Origin of the sequence: Streptomyces sp. SID13726 (assembly GCF_010548375.1) — a bacterium.
In the GTDB taxonomy this organism is placed as follows: Bacteria; Actinomycetota; Actinomycetes; order Streptomycetales; family Streptomycetaceae; genus Streptomyces.
Map to the genome: position 1 here is coordinate 213,894 of NZ_JAAGLY010000012.1, position 16,164 is coordinate 230,057.

The 16,164-nt window shown below is 71.3% G+C and carries 11 protein-coding genes; 5 read left to right on the plus strand and 6 right to left on the minus strand.

The features are described from left to right. Positions 1-73: 73 nt before the first annotated feature. Genes G3I78_RS29150 through G3I78_RS29165 form a run of 4 tightly spaced genes read left to right on the plus strand, consistent with a single transcriptional unit; the run spans position 74 to position 4,926 of the window. Positions 74-1,555: an ABC transporter substrate-binding protein gene (locus G3I78_RS29150; protein ID WP_164429819.1), complete on the plus strand. Its 1,482-nt coding sequence runs from the start codon at positions 74-76 to the stop codon at positions 1,553-1,555. After that, on the plus strand, positions 1,552-3,327 hold the full coding sequence (locus tag G3I78_RS29155) for an ABC transporter permease subunit (protein WP_164429821.1): 1,776 nt from the start codon (positions 1,552-1,554) through the stop codon (positions 3,325-3,327). The genes G3I78_RS29150 and G3I78_RS29155 overlap by 4 nt, the downstream gene beginning before the upstream one ends. Continuing rightward, a complete protein-coding gene (locus tag G3I78_RS29160) occupies positions 3,317-4,255 on the plus strand; it encodes an ABC transporter ATP-binding protein (protein ID WP_164429823.1) in 939 nt (312 codons plus the stop codon). Before G3I78_RS29155 ends, G3I78_RS29160 begins: the two co-directional genes overlap by 11 nt. Next, positions 4,252-4,926 carry a dipeptide/oligopeptide/nickel ABC transporter ATP-binding protein gene (locus G3I78_RS29165; protein ID WP_164429825.1) on the plus strand — a complete coding sequence of 225 codons (675 nt, stop codon included), beginning with the start codon at positions 4,252-4,254 and terminating at the stop codon, positions 4,924-4,926. Before G3I78_RS29160 ends, G3I78_RS29165 begins: the two co-directional genes overlap by 4 nt. On the opposite strand, the gene G3I78_RS29170 is transcribed toward G3I78_RS29165, so the two are convergent. Beyond that, positions 4,913-5,503, minus strand: a complete 591-nt coding sequence (locus G3I78_RS29170) for a TetR/AcrR family transcriptional regulator (RefSeq protein WP_164429827.1) — start codon at positions 5,501-5,503, stop codon at positions 4,913-4,915. The two genes, G3I78_RS29165 and G3I78_RS29170, sit on opposite strands and share 14 nt — an antisense overlap. Positions 5,504-5,579: 76 nt before the next feature. Between G3I78_RS29170 and G3I78_RS29175 the strand changes: the two genes are divergently transcribed. Then, on the plus strand, positions 5,580-7,118 hold the full coding sequence (locus tag G3I78_RS29175) for an MFS transporter (RefSeq protein WP_164429829.1): 1,539 nt from the start codon (positions 5,580-5,582) through the stop codon (positions 7,116-7,118). A 67-nt stretch (positions 7,119-7,185) separates the two neighbouring features. On the opposite strand, the gene serA is transcribed toward G3I78_RS29175, so the two are convergent. The 5 genes from serA to G3I78_RS29200 all read right to left on the minus strand — a co-directional run bounded on the left by serA (position 7,186) and on the right by G3I78_RS29200 (position 15,724). After that, on the minus strand, positions 7,186-8,775 hold the full coding sequence (gene serA / locus G3I78_RS29180) for a phosphoglycerate dehydrogenase (protein ID WP_164429831.1): 1,590 nt from the start codon (positions 8,773-8,775) through the stop codon (positions 7,186-7,188). Between the two features lie 235 nt (positions 8,776-9,010). After that, positions 9,011-10,009: a ketol-acid reductoisomerase gene (ilvC, locus tag G3I78_RS29185; protein ID WP_164429833.1), complete on the minus strand. Its 999-nt coding sequence runs from the start codon at positions 10,007-10,009 to the stop codon at positions 9,011-9,013. 117 nt (positions 10,010-10,126) lie between these two features. Continuing rightward, positions 10,127-10,654, minus strand: coding sequence for an acetolactate synthase small subunit (gene ilvN, locus G3I78_RS29190; protein WP_037712203.1), 528 nt, complete (start codon positions 10,652-10,654; stop codon positions 10,127-10,129). Positions 10,655-10,675: 21 nt separating this feature from the next. Continuing rightward, positions 10,676-12,520 (minus strand): acetolactate synthase large subunit, encoded by a 1,845-nt coding sequence (locus G3I78_RS29195; RefSeq protein ID WP_203615647.1) that lies wholly within the window; start codon positions 12,518-12,520, stop codon positions 10,676-10,678. Between the two features lie 213 nt (positions 12,521-12,733). Further along, complete coding sequence (locus tag G3I78_RS29200) at positions 12,734-15,724, minus strand: EAL domain-containing protein (protein WP_164429837.1); 2,991 nt, start codon at positions 15,722-15,724, stop codon at positions 12,734-12,736. Positions 15,725-16,164 lie beyond the last annotated feature (440 nt).

Consider the following 16,164-nt stretch of genomic DNA (forward strand, 5'->3'; position numbering starts at 1 on the left):
TTACTGAAAACGATTGTCATCATGCTACGGTCGGCGCACCGACTCTTGACCACCCCTTTACCCGGAGGGTCCCGTGCGCCTGCCCGCCCGCCACCTGCTCCCGGCCGCCCTCGCGTCCACCCTGCTCACCGGCTGCTTCTCCGGGACGTCCGCCGAGTCCGGCGACCACGGCAAGCGCGTCCGGGTCGCGATGATGCAGCCCCCGCGCTCCGGCCTGTCCCCCCTCTCCGACGACGCGTTCAAGCTGTCCCGCTGGTCGGCCGCCGAGACCCTGGTCAAGCTGGACGCCGACGGCGACGCCGAGCCCGCGCTCGCCACCAAGTGGCAGCAGCAGGGGCGTACTTGGACCTTCGAGATACGCGACGGCGTGACCTTCCACGACGGCACGAAACTGGACGCCGAGGCCGTCGTACGCTCCCTCACCCGGGCCGCCACCGCCGCCCCCAAGCCCCGCATCCTGGACGGCGTCGAGCTGACCGCGAAGGCCGTGGACACCGGCACGGTCAGCGTCACCACCGCCGTGGCCGACCCCCTGGTCCCGCAGCGGCTCAGCTCCCCGCAGCTGTCGATCCTCGCGGCGAAGGCTTACACCGGGAAGACCGTGGACCCGGTCGGCGCCGGCACCGGCCCCTTCGAGCTGACGCAGGTGAACGGCACCGCCTCCGCCACCCTCGACCGCTACGACGGCTACTGGGGCGCCAAGGCCAAGTCCCCGGGAATCGACGTGAAGTTCGTGCCCGACGGCACCGCCCGCGCCGCCGCCCTGCGCAGCGGCGAGGCCGACATCGTCGAGGCGGTCCCGGTCTCGCAGGCCGCCGTCCTCGACCAGGACCTGATCACCGAGGTCCCGATGCCGCGCACCAACACGCTGTACCTGAACACCGGCAAGGGTGCCTTCAGGGACGCCTCGCTGCGTGCCGCCGCCCGCGAGGCGATCGACGCCGAGGCGCTCGTCGAGGGCGTGTACGAGGGCCGGGCCGATGTCGCCGAGGGGCTGCTCGGACCGGCGCTGCCCTGGGCCGCCGAACTGCGGTCCCCCGTACGGCACATCGAGGCCGGTGAGCCGAACGGCCGGACCGTCACCATAGGCACCTACACCGACCGCGCCGAACTGCCCGAAGTCGCGGCGGCGCTGCAACAGCAGCTCCAGAAGGCAGGGTTCAGGGTGAAGCTGGACGTCCGCGAGTACGCGAACATCGAATCCGACGCGCTGGCAGGGGAGTTCGACGCGTTCGTCCTCTCCCGGGCCACCGTCCTGGACTCCGGCGACCCGGCCGCCTACCTCTACAGCGACTTCGCCTCCGACGGCACCTTCAACCTCTCCCGCTTCTCCGACCGCACGACCGACACCGCGCTGAAGAAGGCCGCCGACGCCCCGGTCGGCGACACCCGGCGCGCCGCGGTCATCGCCGCCGAGGCCGCCGTACTCGCCGCCGACGCGGCCGTCCCGATGCTCCACGAGCGGGTGATCCAGGGGGACTCGGCCGCGGTCGTGGGCGCCGCGCACGACCCGCGCGAGCGTGAGCTGGTCACCGCCGCCACCTATGTGAAGTGAGGCCCACGTCCGCCGGGTCGACCCGGTTCCTGAGCCTGCTCGCGGTCGTCGCCGCCGTGGGACTGCTGCCCTGGCTCTCCCACCGGGACCCGGCGCTGACCGTGCTGCGCGCCCGGTCGGCCGAGCAGGAGGCGACCGAGGAGGCCCTGTCCGCGATCCGCGCGGACCTCGGCCTGGACGCCGGTCCCCTTCGGCTGCTGGGGAGTTGGGCCACCGGTCTGCTGCACGGCGACCTCGGCACCTCCTGGGTGTCGGGACACGACGTCCTGCCGTCCGTGCTCGCCGGGCTCCAGGTGTCGCTGGCCCTGATGGGCGCGGCCCTCTCCGTGGCGGTGCTGCTGGCCGCCGCGCTGGTGGCGCCGGTGCTGCTGCGGGGCCGCGGCTCGGCCGGTGCCTTCGCCGCGATGCTCGCCGCGGTGCCGGAATTCCTGCTGGCCACCGTCGCACTGCTGGTCTTCGGGGTGTGGCTGGGCTGGCTGCCGACGTCCGGCTGGGCGGGCCCCGCGTACCTGGTGCTCCCCGCGCTCGCCCTCGGCGTACCGGCGGGCGGCCTGCTCGGCCGGCTGGTCGCGGACGCGCTGCCCGCCGTGCTCGACGAGCGCTGGGTGGAGCTGTGGCGGGGCGCGGGAGTGAGCCGTACGAGGATCTCGGCGGCCGCCCTCAGGCGTGTACTGCCGCCGCTGGTACCGCAGTTCGGCATGGCCGCGGTGGGCCTCGCGGGCGGCGCGGTGGCCGTGGAGCTGGTGTTCGCGGTGCCCGGCATCGGGCGTACGGCCCTCGGCGCGGCCCGCTCCCAGGACCTGCCGCTGCTCCAGGGCTCGGTGCTCGCCCTGCTGCTGCTCGGCCTGGTCGCGGGCGCGGTGGCGGCGCTCGCCCGGCGCCGGCTGCTGGGCCCCGCCCTGCGGGACGCCGGTCTGGCCCTGCCCCCGCCCCGCCCGGTCCGCACCCACCCGGCCGTCCCCGCGGCCCTGTTCACCGTCCTCGCCGTGACCGTCGGCTGGGGCCTGCTGCGCGACCCGTACACCGTGGACACGGCCGCCCGTCTCACCGCCCCCTCCTGGGCGCACCCGCTCGGCACCGACGCCCTCGGCCGTGACGTGCTCGCCCGGCTCGGGCACGGCGCCGCGTCGACGGTCGGCACGGCGACGGCGATCTGCCTGTTCAGCCTGGTGACGGCGCTGGTGCTGGGCTTCCTGCCCGGTGTGGCGGCGGGCGCGGCGGACACCGCCAACGCCCTGCCCCCGGTGATCGTCGGCATCCTGGTCGCCGCCGCGACCGGACCCGGCACCAGCGGCGCGGCCCTCGCCGTCGCCCTGATCTCCTGGCCCGCCCTGTCCGCACACGCGGCGGCCCTCGTCCAGGAGGTCCGGGCGTCCGCCTTCCTCACCGCCCAACGGGCCATCGGCGCACCGCCGTTGTGGATCCTCACCCGGCACGTCCTGCCCTCGGTCGCCGCCCCGGTCGCCGACCACGCCCTCCTGCGCCTCCCCGGCATCGCCCTCGCCCTCGCCTCCCTGGGCTTCCTCGGCCTGGGCGCCCAGCCCCCGGCCCCCGAATGGGGCCTGCTCCTCGACGAGTCCCGCGCCTACGTGGAACGCGCCCCGTGGGCCGCCCTCGCCCCGGCCGTGGCACTGGCCCTGCTGGCGGGGCTGGCGGTGTCGGGGGCGTCGTACGCACAGGGGCGGAGCACTCGAAGCCCCCGGAAGTCCAGGAATCCCCGAAGCACCCGAAGCACCCGAAGCACCCGGAAGGTGGCCGGAGTTGGAGCCTGAGGTACTGCTGTCGGTGCGCGACCTGCGGATCTCCTTCGCCGGAGCCGTCGTCGGCCAGGCAGCCGAGGCCGTGCGCGGAGTGTCCTTCGACGTCCACGCCCGCGAAGTGTTCGCCCTGGTGGGCGAGTCCGGCGCCGGCAAGAGCCTGACGGCACGCGCGCTCCTCGGCATGCTGCCCAGGGAGGCCACCCGCACCGGAACGGTCGACCCCGACCTGTCGGGCGCGCGGGGCCGACAGATCGCCCTGGTCCCGCAGGACGCCCTCTCGGCGCTGTCCCCCGTCCACCCCGTCGGCGACCAACTCGCCGCCGCCGTACGGTCGGTACGGCGCGTGGGCCGCCGTGAGGCCCGTGCCGTCGCCGTGGCCGCGCTGGAGCGGGTGGGCATCCCGGACGCCGCCCGCCGGGCCCGCGCGTACCCGCACGAGTACTCCGGCGGGATGCGTCAGCGGGCGGTCGTGGCGATGGCCACCGTCAACGAACCGGACATCCTGGTCGCCGACGAACCGACCACCGCCCTGGACTCCGACCACCGCGAACTGGTCCTCCAACTCCTCGCCGAACAGCGGGAGTCGAGAGGGACGGCACTGGTGCTGGTCACCCATGACATGGACGCGGTACGGCAGCACGCGCACCGGGTGCTGGTGATGTACGCGGGGCGCGCGGTCGAGACGGGCCCGGCACGCGAAGTGCTGACGCGCCCCCGGGCCCCGTACACCGCGGGCCTCCTCGCCTCCCTCCCGGAGAACGCCCACGGACGCCGTCTCACCACCCTCCCCGGATCGCCCCCGGCCCCGGACTCCCTGCCCCCGGGCTGCGCCTTCGCCCCGCGCTGCCCGCTCGCGACGGACCTCTGCCACCACGAGGACCCGGAGCCCCGGCGGGTGGAGGACCGGCTGGTCGCCTGTCACCACGGGGAGAACGTGTGAGCGCGCCCCTTCTCGAAGTCCGCGACCTGGTCGTCCGCTACGGCACGGTCACCGCCGTGGACCACGTGTCCTTCTCCCTGGCGCGCGGCGAGACGCTCGCCCTCGACGGCCCGAGCGGCTGCGGCAAGTCGTCCACCGCCCACGCGGTACTCCAGCTGCGCCGCCCGTCCGGCGGCGAAGTCCGCTTCGAGGGACGGGAGTTGACCACCCTCACCGAACGCGAGCTGCGCCCCCTCCGCCCCCGTATGCAGCCCGTCCTCCAGGACCCGTACGGTTCCCTGAGCCCCCGCCACCGCATCCGGGACGCGGTGGCGGAACCGCTGCGGCTCAGAGGAGTGCGCCCCACGCCCGCGCAGATCGCCGAACTCCTCGACCGGGTCGGCCTGGACCCGTCGTACGGCGACCGCCGCCCGCACGAGCTCTCCGGCGGCCAGTGTCAACGCGTGGGCATCGCACGGGCGTTGGCCTGTGAGCCGCGCCTGCTGGTCCTGGACGAGCCGGTGTCGGCCCTCGACCCCTCCGTGCGGGCCGGCGTCCTCAACCTCCTCGCGGACCTCCAGGACGAGCTGGGTCTCGGGTACCTGTTCATCTGCCACGACCGGGCGGTCGTACGGCACTTCGCGGACCGGGTGCTGGAGATGCGGGACGGGCGGGTCGTCAGCCCTTCCTGACGCCGTCGACCACCCGGCGCAGCCCCTCGGTGAGCTGTGTCGCGTCCGTCGCCGTCTCCGGGTTGAAGAGCCACTGGACCATGAGCCCCTGGAGCAGGGTCTGGTAGAAGCGGCCCTCGGTGTCGACGACGTCCTTGCCCTGCTCGTCCTCCGGGACGCCGTTGAACAGGGGCAGCAGTCCGGAACGGCCCTGCTCCTCCGCCTCGACGAGCATCCGGCGCACCTCGGGCATCCGGTCGCCCTGGATGATCAGTTCGAAGCTGAGCATCCAGATCGCCCGTGACTCGCCGACCGCGCTCACGATGTGCGTCCACACCTCCTGGAAGCGCTCCAGCGATCCGGGGGCCGTCTCCATGGCCCGCTCCCCCGCCCCACCCGGGTCGAACCGGTCCCCCGTGGCCTCGACGAGCGAGACATAGGCCTGCACCAGCAGCGCGTCCTTCGAGCCGTAGTGGTAGCCGATCGACGCCAGGTTCGTGCCCGACTCCTTGACGATGTCCCGCGCGGTCGTGCGCAGGAACCCCTTCTCCAGCAGGCAGCGCTTGGCGCCTTCGAGCAGATCCTCGCGGTGTCCCATGCGCTCAGCCTATCTAGACAAGCGATTTATACAAGCGTCATAGACAAGCGTTTAAGACGCTCGTATAGTCACCGTCATGACGAACCCGACGAGCACCACCACCCCGTCCGGCCGCGCCGGGCGCCGCGAATGGACCGCACTCGGCGTGCTGATGCTCCCGCTGCTGCTGGTCTCGATGGACGTCTCGGTCCTCTACTTCGCCATCCCGGCGATCAGCGCCGATCTGGAGCCGAGCGGCACCCAGCAGCTGTGGATCTTCGACATCTACGCCTTCGTCCTGGCCGGTCTGCTGATGACGATGGGCTCCCTGGGCGACCGCATAGGCCGCCGCAAGCTCCTCCTGATCGGCGCCGCCGCCTTCGGCACCGCCTCCCTGCTCGCCGCCTACGCGAACAGCGCCGAGACCCTGATCGCGGCCCGCGCGCTGCTCGGCATCGGCGGCGCGACCCTGATGCCGTCAACGATGGCGCTGATCCGCACGATGTTCACCGACCCCGGCCAGCGCGCGAAGGCGATCGGCATGTGGTCCGGCGTGATGACGGCCGGCATCGCGCTCGGCTCGGTGATGAGCGGGGTGCTGGTCGAGTACTTCTGGTGGGGCTCGATCTTCCTGGTCAACCTGCCCGCGATGGCCCTGCTGCTGGTCCTCGGCCCGCTCCTGCTGCCGGAGTCCCGCGACCCGGCCCCCGGCCGCTTCGACTGGCCGAGCGTCCCCCTGTCGATGGCCGCCGTGCTGCCCGTCGTCTACGGCCTGAAGGAGATCCCGTCCGAGGGCTGGCACGTCGGATACGTCGTCTCGATCACCGTGGGCCTGCTCTTCGCGACCCTCTTCGTGCACCGCCAGCGCACCACGGCCTCCCCGATGATCGACCCGGCGCTGTTCCGGGGCCACGGCTTCGCCCCGTCGGTCGCCCTCAACCTCATCGCCTCGTTCGCCATGATGGGCTCGGCCTTCTTCACCACGCAGTACCTCCAGTCGGTGCTCGGCAAGAGCGCGCTGGAGGCGGCCCTGTGGGCCCTGCTCCCCTCGGTACCGATCGGCGCGGCGGCCCCGACGGCGACCGCGCTGGTCCAGAAGGGCGTCAACCGCGCCTACGTCGTCACCGCGGGCTTCGTGATCGGCGCGGCCGGCTACACCCTGCTGACCTTCGCGGACACGCACTCCCTCTGGCTGGTCCTGGTCGCCTGCGGAGTCCTGGCCTGCGGAATCGTCGTGGTCATCTCCCTGATCATGGACCTCGCCCTCAGCAGCGCCCCCGTGGAACGAGCGGGCTCGGCCTCCTCCCTGATGGAGACCGCGGCGGAGTTCGGCGGCGCCCTCGGAATGGCGGTCCTCGGCTCCATCGGCACGGCGATCTACCGTCACGACATTCCGAGTTCGGCCCCGTCCCCGGCCCGCGAGACCCTCGGCGGAGCGCTGGCGATAGCGGACCGGGTACCGGGTCTGGCGACGGCGGCGAGGGAGGCGTTCACGAACGGTATGCAGGGGGCGGCGATCGCGGGTGCGGTGCTGCTGGTGGGAGCGGCCGGGTTGGCGGCGATGACGTTGCGGCGAATCCCGGTGCACAGCAAAACGCCGGACGAACCGAGTTCACTCAGCCCCTCCGGCGTTTGAGGACGAGGCCCCTTCAGGGGCCGACGCGGGGGCCTGGGGGCGGCAGCCCCCAGGCCCCACAGCAACCTCAGACCAGGTTCACCGCACGCGCCGACGTCGCCCCGATCTCCTCGGCGGTCTCGGCCAGCACCCCGGCAGGAACCGTGTCGTCCACCGTCAGAACCGCAAGCGCCTCACCACCCGCGACGGCCCGGGAGACCTGCATACCGGCGATGTTGATCCCGGCCTCACCGAAGATCCGCCCGACCGTGCCGACGACACCGGGACGGTCCTCGTACCGCAGCACCACCATGTGGTCGGCGAGCGCCAGGTCCACGTCGTACTCACCGACGGCGACGATCTTCTGGAGGTGCTTCGGACCGGCCAGCGTGCCGGAGACCGACACCTCCTCGCCGCTGCCGAGCGTGCCGCGCACGGTGACGACATTGCGGTGGTCGGCCGACTCGGAGCTGGTCGTCAGCCGCACCTCGACACCGCGCTCCTGCGCGAACAGCGGGGCGTTGACGTACGACACGGTCTCGTCGACGACGTCCTCGAAGACACCCTTGAGGGCGGACAGCTCCAGCACCTTCACGTCGTGCTGGGTGATCTCGCCGTACACCTCGACGTCGAGGCGGACGGCGACCTCACCGGCGAGCGCGGTGAAGATGCGGCCGAGGCGCTCGGCGAGCGGGAGGCCCGGCTTGACGTCCTCGGCGATGACACCGCCCTGGACGTTGACCGCGTCGGGCACGAGCTCACCGGCGAGGGCGAGACGCACCGAGCGGGCGACCGCGATACCGGCCTTCTCCTGGGCCTCGTCGGTGGAGGCACCGAGGTGCGGGGTGGCGACGACCTGGTCGAACTCGAAGAGCGGGGAGTCCGTGCAGGGCTCCTTCGCGTACACGTCGAGACCGGCACCGGCGACCCGGCCCTCCTTGAGGGCGGAGTACAGCGCCTCCTCGTCGACGATCCCGCCACGGGCCGCGTTGACGATCCGCACGCTCGGCTTGACCTTGCGCAGCGCCTCGTCGCCGATGAGGCCGACGGTCTCGGGGGTCTTCGGGAGGTGCACGGTGATGAAGTCGGAGACTTCCAGCAGCTCGTCCAGCGACAGCACCTTGACGCCCATCTGGGCGGCGCGGGCGGGCTGGATGTAGGGGTCGTAGGCGACGACCTTCATGCCGAAGCCGGACATGCGCTGGGCGACCAGCGCGCCGATGCGGCCGAGGCCGACGACACCGAGGGTCTTCTCGGCCAGCTCGACGCCCGTGTACTTGCTGCGCTTCCATTCGCCGTTCTTCAGCGCGGCGTTGGCCTGCGGGATGTGGCGGGCGGTGGCGACGAGGAGACCGCAGGCCAGCTCGGCGGCGGTCACGATGTTCGAGGTGGGGGCGTTGACGACCATCACGCCGGCCTTGGTGGCGGCGGAGACGTCGACGTTGTCCAGGCCGACGCCGGCTCGTGCGACGACCTTCAGCTTGCGCGCGGCGGCGATGGCCTCGGCGTCCACCTTGGTGGCGGAGCGGATCAGGATCGCGTCCACGTCGGCGATGGCGGGCAGCAGCTCAGCCCGGTCGGCGCCGTTGCAGTGCCGGATCTCGAAGTCCGGACCAAGCGCGTCCACGGTCGCGGGCGACAGCTCTTCAGCGATGAGTACGACAGGTTTCGAGCTCACGTGAGTCCTCACAAGTCCAGTGCGTGCGGACGGCCGTCCCGACGGCCGCAGGCGGTGGAGGGTACTGACCGCGTGGAAGACGCACGACGCTGTGGGCCTGACGCGAATGGTTGTCCGCCAGTGTAGTGGCGCTGCGAAGGCCGTATCGCGCCTCCGCGGAAGGATCACCCGGACGTGATCCGCCAGGTTGGACAACGGGACCGGAGCTGACCGCTCCGGCCCCGTCACCTGAGACTTACGCCTCTTCGTCGACCCAGCTCATCAGCTTGCGGAGCTGCTTGCCGGTGGTCTCCAGCAGGTGCTCGGAGTCCGCGGTCTTGTACTCGTTGTACTTCTTCAGGCCGCCGTGGTACTCGGCCATCCACTCACGCGCGAAGGTGCCGTCCTGGATCTCGGCGAGGACCTGCTTCATCGTGGCCTTGGTCTCGTCCGTGATGATCCGCGGGCCGGTGACGTAGTCGCCCCACTCGGCGGTCTCGGAGATCGACCAGCGCATCTTCTCCAGGCCGCCCTCGTACATGAGGTCGACGATGAGCTTCAGCTCGTGCAGGCACTCGAAGTACGCGATCTCCGGCTGGTAGCCTGCCTCGGTCAGCGTCTCGAAACCGGCCTTGACCAGCGCGGCCGTACCACCGCAGAGAACGGCCTGCTCACCGAACAGGTCGGTCTCGGTCTCCTCGGTGAAGGTCGTCTTGATGACGCCGGCGCGGGTGCCGCCGATGCCCTTGGCGTACGACAGCGCGAGCGCGAAGCCATTGCCGGTCGCGTCCTGCTCGACGGCCGCGATACACGGAACGCCGCGGCCCTCCTCGTACTGGCGGCGGACGAGGTGGCCCGGGCCCTTCGGGGCGACCATGCAGACGTCGACGCCGGCCGGGGGCTTGATGAAGTCGAAGCGGATGTTCAGGCCGTGCCCGAAGAACAGCGCGTCGCCGTCGTTGAGGTTGTCCTTGATGGACTCCTCGTAGACCTGGGCCTGGATCGGGTCCGGGACCAGGATCATGATGACGTCGGCCTCGGCGGCGGCCTCGGAGGGCGTCACCACACGCAGGCCCTGCTCCTCGGCCTTGGCCTTGGACTTGGAGCCCTCGTGCAGACCGACGCGCACGTCGACACCCGAGTCACGGAGCGACAGCGCGTGGGCGTGGCCCTGGCTGCCGTAACCGATGACCGCGACCTTGCGGCCCTGGATGATGGACAGGTCGGCGTCGGCGTCGTAGAACAGCTCGGCCACTTTGGGTTCTCTCCTTGTGTGCAGGTGTTGCGTCCCACCGTATGACGGCGGGGTGACATGAAGTCTTCGGGTCTCGGCATACGGGCGGCCGACGACCGCCCGTGCACCACTACAGCCTTACGCGCTGCGGTCGAGGGCGCGCAGCGAGCGGTCCGTGATCGAACGGGCCCCGCGGCCGATCGCGATCGTGCCGGACTGGACCAGCTCCTTGATGCCGAAGGGCTCCAGCATCTTCAGCATCGCGGACAGCTTGTCGCTGCTGCCGGTGGCCTCGATGGTGACGGCCTCCGGGGAGACGTCCACGGTCTTGGCGCGGAACAGCTGGACGATCTCGACGATCTGGGAGCGCGTCTCGTTGTCGGCGCGCACCTTCACCAGAACGAGTTCGCGCTGAACCGCGGAACCCGGCTCCAGTTCGACGATCTTCAGGACGTTGACCAGCTTGTTGAGCTGCTTGGTCACCTGCTCCAGCGGCAGTTCGTCGACCACGCTGACCACGATCGTGATCCGCGAGATCTCGGGGTGCTCGGTGACACCGACCGCGAGCGAGTCGATGTTGAAGCCGCGGCGGGAGAAGAGGGCGGCGATCCGGGCCAGGATGCCCGGGGTGTTCTCCACCAGGACGGAGAGCGTGTGCTTGGACATGATCTTTTACGTCTCTCTCGCTCAGTCGTCTTCGTTGTCGCCGAAGTCGGGGCGGACGTCCCGGGCGGCCAGGATCTCGTCGTTGGAGGTGCCGGCGGCGACCATCGGCCACACCATGGCGTCCTCGTGGACGATGAAGTCGACCACGACGGGGCGGTCGTTGATGGAGTTGGCCTCCGCGATGACCTTGTCCAGGTCCTCGGGACGCTCGCAGCGCAGGCCCACGCAGCCCATCGCCTCGGACAGCTTCACGAAGTCCGGCACCCGGGTGCCCTTCGCGTCCGGGTTGACGTTCTCGGGACCGGAGTGCAGCACGGTGTTGGAGTAGCGCTGGTTGTAGAAGAGGGTCTGCCACTGGCGGACCATCCCGAGGGCGCCGTTGTTGATGATGGCGACCTTGATCGGGATGTTGTTCAGGGCGCAGGTGGTCAGTTCCTGGTTGGTCATCTGGAAGCAGCCGTCGCCGTCGATCGCCCAGACGGTGTTGCCCGGGGCGCCGGCCTTGGCGCCCATGGCGGCCGGGACCGCGTAGCCCATGGTTCCGGCGCCGCCGGAGTTCAGCCAGGTGGAGGGCTTCTCGTACTGGATGAAGTGCGCGGACCACATCTGGTGCTGGCCGACGCCCGCCGCGAAGATCGTGTCCTCGGGGGCGAGCTGTCCGATCCGCTCGATGACCTGCTGCGGGGAGAGCGAACCGTCGGCGGGCAGGTCGTACCCCAGGGGGTACGTCTCGCGCCAGCGGTTCAGGTCCTTCCACCAGGCGCTGTAGTCGCCCTGGTGGCCCTCGCTGTGCTCCTTCTGGACGGCCTGGACCAGGTCGGCGATGACCTCGCGGGCGTCCCCGACGATCGGCACGTCGGCGGCGCGGTTCTTGCCGATCTCGGCCGGGTCGATGTCGGCGTGGACGATCTTGGCGTGCGGGGCGAAGCTGTCCAGCTTGCCGGTGACGCGGTCGTCGAACCGGGTGCCGAGGGCGACGATCAGGTCGGCCTTCTGCAGCGCGGTGACGGCGGTGACCGCACCGTGCATGCCCGGCATTCCCACGTGCAGCGGGTGGCTGTCGGGGAATGCGCCGAGCCCCATCAGGGTGGTGGTGACGGGGGCTCCGGTGAGTTCCGCGAGGACCTTCAGCTCGGCGGTGGCGCCGGACTTGATGACTCCGCCGCCGACGTAGAGGACGGGCCGCTTCGCCTGGGTGATCAGCTTGGCGCCCTCGCGGATCTGCTTGGCGTGCGGCTTGGTCACCGGGCGGTAGCCGGGGAGGTCCATGACCGGCGGCCAGGAGAAGGTCGTCTTCGCCTGGAGGGCGTCCTTGGCGATGTCGACCAGGACCGGCCCTGGACGCCCGGTGGAGGCGATGTGGAAGGCCTGCGCGATGACCCGGGGGATGTCCTCGGCCTTGGTGACGAGGAAGTTGTGCTTGGTGATCGGCATGGTGATGCCGACGATGTCCGCCTCCTGGAAGGCGTCCGTGCCGATCGCCTTGGAGGCCACCTGGCCGGTGATCGCCACGAGCGGCACCGAGTCCATGTGGGCGTCCGCGATCGGGGTCACCAGGTTGGTGGCACCGGGTCCTGAGGTCGCCATGCAGACGCCGACCTTGCCGGTGGCCTGCGCGTATCCGGTGGCCGCGTGGCCCGCGCCCTGCTCGTGACGGACCAGGACGTGCCGCACGCGGGTGGAGTCCATCAGCGGGTCGTACGCCGGAAGGATGGCACCGCCGGGGATACCAAATACCGTCTCGGCGCCGACCTCCTCGAGAGAGCGGATGAGGGACTGCGCGCCCGTGACGTGCTCGGGGGCGGACTGCTGTCCTCCGGATCGGGGCCGCGGCTGCGGATGGGCCCCGGTGGCCTGCTCGGTCATCGTCATTCTCTTCTCGATGCTGAGGGTGAGGGTGTGAAGCTGAGGTGAGGAAGCTGGGCAACAAAAAACCCCTCGTGCCATAAGGCAAGCGAGGGGAGCGCGCCGGGTGGGGATCGCTGAGCGGTCTGGGGCTCAGCGTCAGCCGACGCGCTTTCCAAGTACGAGAATTCGGGTGCGCATGAGACTGACCCTCCCCCCGGCACGCACCCACTGTCAAGTGGGTGGGACGGGAGTCTCATTATGTGAGCGGAGGGTCGTCCCACCACCGAGTACCGCCGTCATGCTTCCGGTGTACACCCCCGCGCCGCCGCCCGCGAACGCGGGCTCCGCCGGGCAGTGCGGCACCGGATAGCGGCCCGAGGCCAGCGCCCTGCGCAGCCGGTACTCGTCCAGCGGCCCCGAGAACGCCATGCCCTGTCCATGGGTGCAGCCCATCGCGCGCAGGGCGACGACCTGCTCGGGCAGATCCACGCCGTCGGCCACGGACTGCAGCCCGAGGTCGCCGGCGATCCTGAGCAGACCGCTGGTGATCTTGTGCAGCCGGGCCGACTCCACGACGCCCTCGACCAGACTGCGGTCGATCCTGAGCACGTCCACGGGGAGTCTGCGCAGTGCGGTGATCGCCGCGTACCCGCTGCCGAACCCGTCCAGGGCGATGCGTACGCCGACCCGCCTGATCGCGGCCAGCCGCCGCTCCAGCTCGTCCAGGGAGACCCGGGGGTCGGTGTCGGAGAGCTCGATCAGCAGGGAGCCCGACGGCAGCCCGTGCCGGGTCAGCAGCGCCTCCACCGAGCCCAGCGGCAGCGAGCGGTCCAGCAGCCGCTGGGCGCTCATCCGGACGGCCACCGGCACGGTGAGCCCGCTCGCGGCCCGCTCGGCGGCCTGTTCCACGGCCTCCTCCAGGATCCAGCGGCCCAGCTCCTGCGTCTTGTCGCTGTCCTCGGCCACCCGCAGGAACTCGGCGGGCGTGAACAGCACCCCTTGCGAGGACCTCCAGCGCGCCTGGGCGGTGACCGAGGTGATCCGGCCGTCCTCCAGGGACACCACGGGCTGGTGCAGCAGGGCGAACTCGCCGTCGTGCAGCGCCGCACGCAGGCGCGTGGCCAGCTCCGCCTTGCGTACGACGTCCTGCTGCATCTGTGGCGCGTACAGCTCGACCCGGCCCTTGCCGCCCGCCTTGGCGCGGTACATCGCGAGGTCCGCGTTGCGCAGGATCTCGCCCGCTCCGAGGCCCGGTTCGGCGAAGGCGACGCCGATGGAGGCGGCGACCCGGACATCGTTGCCGTCGATGAGGTAGGGCTGCGAGAGGGTGACCCTGAGGCGGTCGGCGAGCTCCAGGATGTGGCCTTCGCGGGCGGTGCGGTCGCGGGTGCCGTCCCCGACGATCAGGGCGGCGAACTCGTCCCCGCCCAGCCGGGAGGCGGTGTCCCCGTACCGGACCGCGTCCTGCAGTCTGCGGGCGGCCTGGACGAGCAGCTCGTCCCCGGCCTGGTGCCCGATCGTGTCGTTGACGGCCTTGAAGCCGTCCAGGTCGATGAAGAGGACGGCCGTGCCCCGGTCGGAGGACCGGCGGCCGGACAGGGCCTGCTGGACGCGCTGGGTGAACAGGGCGCGGTTGGGCAGGTCGGTCAGCGGGTCGTGCTCGGCGTTGTGCTGGAGCTGTGCCTGGAGGCGGACCCTCTCGGTCACGTCCCGGCTGTTGAAGATCAGGCCGCCGTGGTGGCGGTTGACGGTCGACTCGACGTTCAGCCAGCCGCCGTCGCCCGAGCGGAAGCGGCACTCGATGCGGGTGGTGGGTTCTTCGAGGGGGCTGGCGACGAGGAAGCGGCGCACCTCGTGCACCACGCAGCCCAGATCCTCCGGGTGGATGAGACCGGCCAGTTCGGTGCCCACCAGGTCCTCGGCGGAGCGTCCGTAGACCCCGGCGGCGGCCGGGGAGACGTACCGGAGGATGCCGTTGGGCGCGGCGATCATGATGACGTCGCTGGAACCCTGCACCAGAGAGCGGAAGTGGTTCTCCTTCTGCGCCAGTTCCTGGGTGAGGGTGATGTTGTCGAGCAGCATGATGCCCTGGCGCACCACGAGGGCGAGCACGACGGTACCGCCGGTCAGGAGCACCACGCGGTCCACGCTGCGGCCGTTGAGGACGTTGTAGAGAATCCCCAATGTGCAGACGGCGGCGGCGAGATAGGGCGTGAGGGCGGCCAGCGAGCCGGTGATGGGCCGGGTGGCCGGGTACCGGCTGTGATCACCGCCCTGCGCGGGTGCGTGGTGGTGGACTCCGGCGCGCGGCCTGGGCAGGTGTTCGTGCACCACGCGCGTGTGCCCGGCCGGGTGCCGCCGGTCGTCGTCGTGGTGCCGGGGTGTGGCCCAGGGGGCGTAGGCGAGGAGCAGGGAGCCGGCGAACCAGCCCGCGTCCAGCAACTGGCCGGAGTGGTAGTTGTTGTGGAGCAGTGGAGAGGTGAACAGGGCGTCGCACATCACGGTCAGGGCGAGCGCGCCGATCGCGGTGTTCACCGCGGTGCGGTTGACCGCCGAGCGCCGGAAGTGCAGCGCGAGCACCATGCTGACCAGCGCGATGTCCAGCAGCGGATACGCCAGTGACAGCGCGGTGTGCGCCACGCTCGGCCCCTCGGACTTCGCCGCCTGGGCGAGGGCGAGGCTCCACGAGAGCGTGAGCAGGGAGCCTGCGATCAGCCAGGCGTCGAGGGCGAGGCAGATCCAACCGGCCTTCGTCACCGGCCGCTTGGCGAGGACCAGCAGACCCACGATGGCGGGCGGCGCGAAGCACAGGAAGAACAGGTCGGCGTAGCTGGGGCTGGGCACCGGCAGTCCGAGGACGACTTCGTACCACCCCCAGATGAGGTTGCCGAGAGCCGCCATCGCCGAGGAGAGCGAGAAGAGCAGCCAGGCGGGTCGAAAGCGGATGCGGCGGTTGCGGGCGTAGAGGAAGCACGAGACGGCGGCGGTGCCGGCCGCGGCGCTGAGCCCGAAGTCGCCCATGATCAGGGCGGCTTCGCGCGACCCCCAGCCGAGCGCGGAACCGACGGCGTATCCCGCGCAGACGACGGCCAGGAGGAGCTGGTGGACCAGGTGCGGCGAACCGCTGCCGGGAGCCGGCCGCCTGGAGGGCAGCGCCCCCCGGGCAGGCTGGGCCCGCAGCGCTCCGTCGAGGGTGGTCGCGGGAGACGGGGGCGAGCTCACCGGGCCCTCCCGGTCCGCGCCGCTCCGGGGTCCCGGGGGTCCGGGTGCGCCGGGTGCGCATGCCTCCTGCGGCTGCTGTGCCTGCGGTGATGGTGGGTGTGGTGACCGCCGTGACCGGCGTGGTGACCGCGTCTGCGCGCGGCCGTGTGCCAGGGTCGCCGTCGGCGGCCTCGCCGCGTCGGATCGTTCGTCCATAGGCCGTGCATCGCCCGTCGCCCCCCTCACAGTCTGCAATGTTCATCCCCTGCCGCCGAACGGTGCGCGGCGCAGCCCCTGTCGGGACGATACACCAGTCTCGTCACTCAGGGACATAGTTCCTCTACGCTCCGTGACGACCAGCGGCGATGCGGGCACGGACCGCGTCCGAAAAGTTGCGGAGGGTACCGGAAACGGATTACACGCCCGTTGCGCGCCCGCGCCCGACAGTGCGCTCGGTGCGG

Excerpts from the sequence above, each read along its gene's own strand:
- G3I78_RS29170 (WP_164429827.1), bottom strand. The coding sequence starts at position 5,503 with ATGGGACACCGCGAGGATCTGCTCGAAGGCGCCAAGCGCTGCCTGCTG.
- G3I78_RS29175 (WP_164429829.1), top strand. The coding sequence starts at position 5,580 with ATGACGAACCCGACGAGCACCACCACCCCGTCCGGCCGCGCCGGGCGC.
- ilvN (WP_037712203.1), bottom strand. The coding sequence starts at position 10,654 with ATGTCCAAGCACACGCTCTCCGTCCTGGTGGAGAACACCCCGGGCATC.
- G3I78_RS29195 (WP_203615647.1), bottom strand. The coding sequence starts at position 12,520 with ATGACCGAGCAGGCCACCGGGGCCCATCCGCAGCCGCGGCCCCGATCC.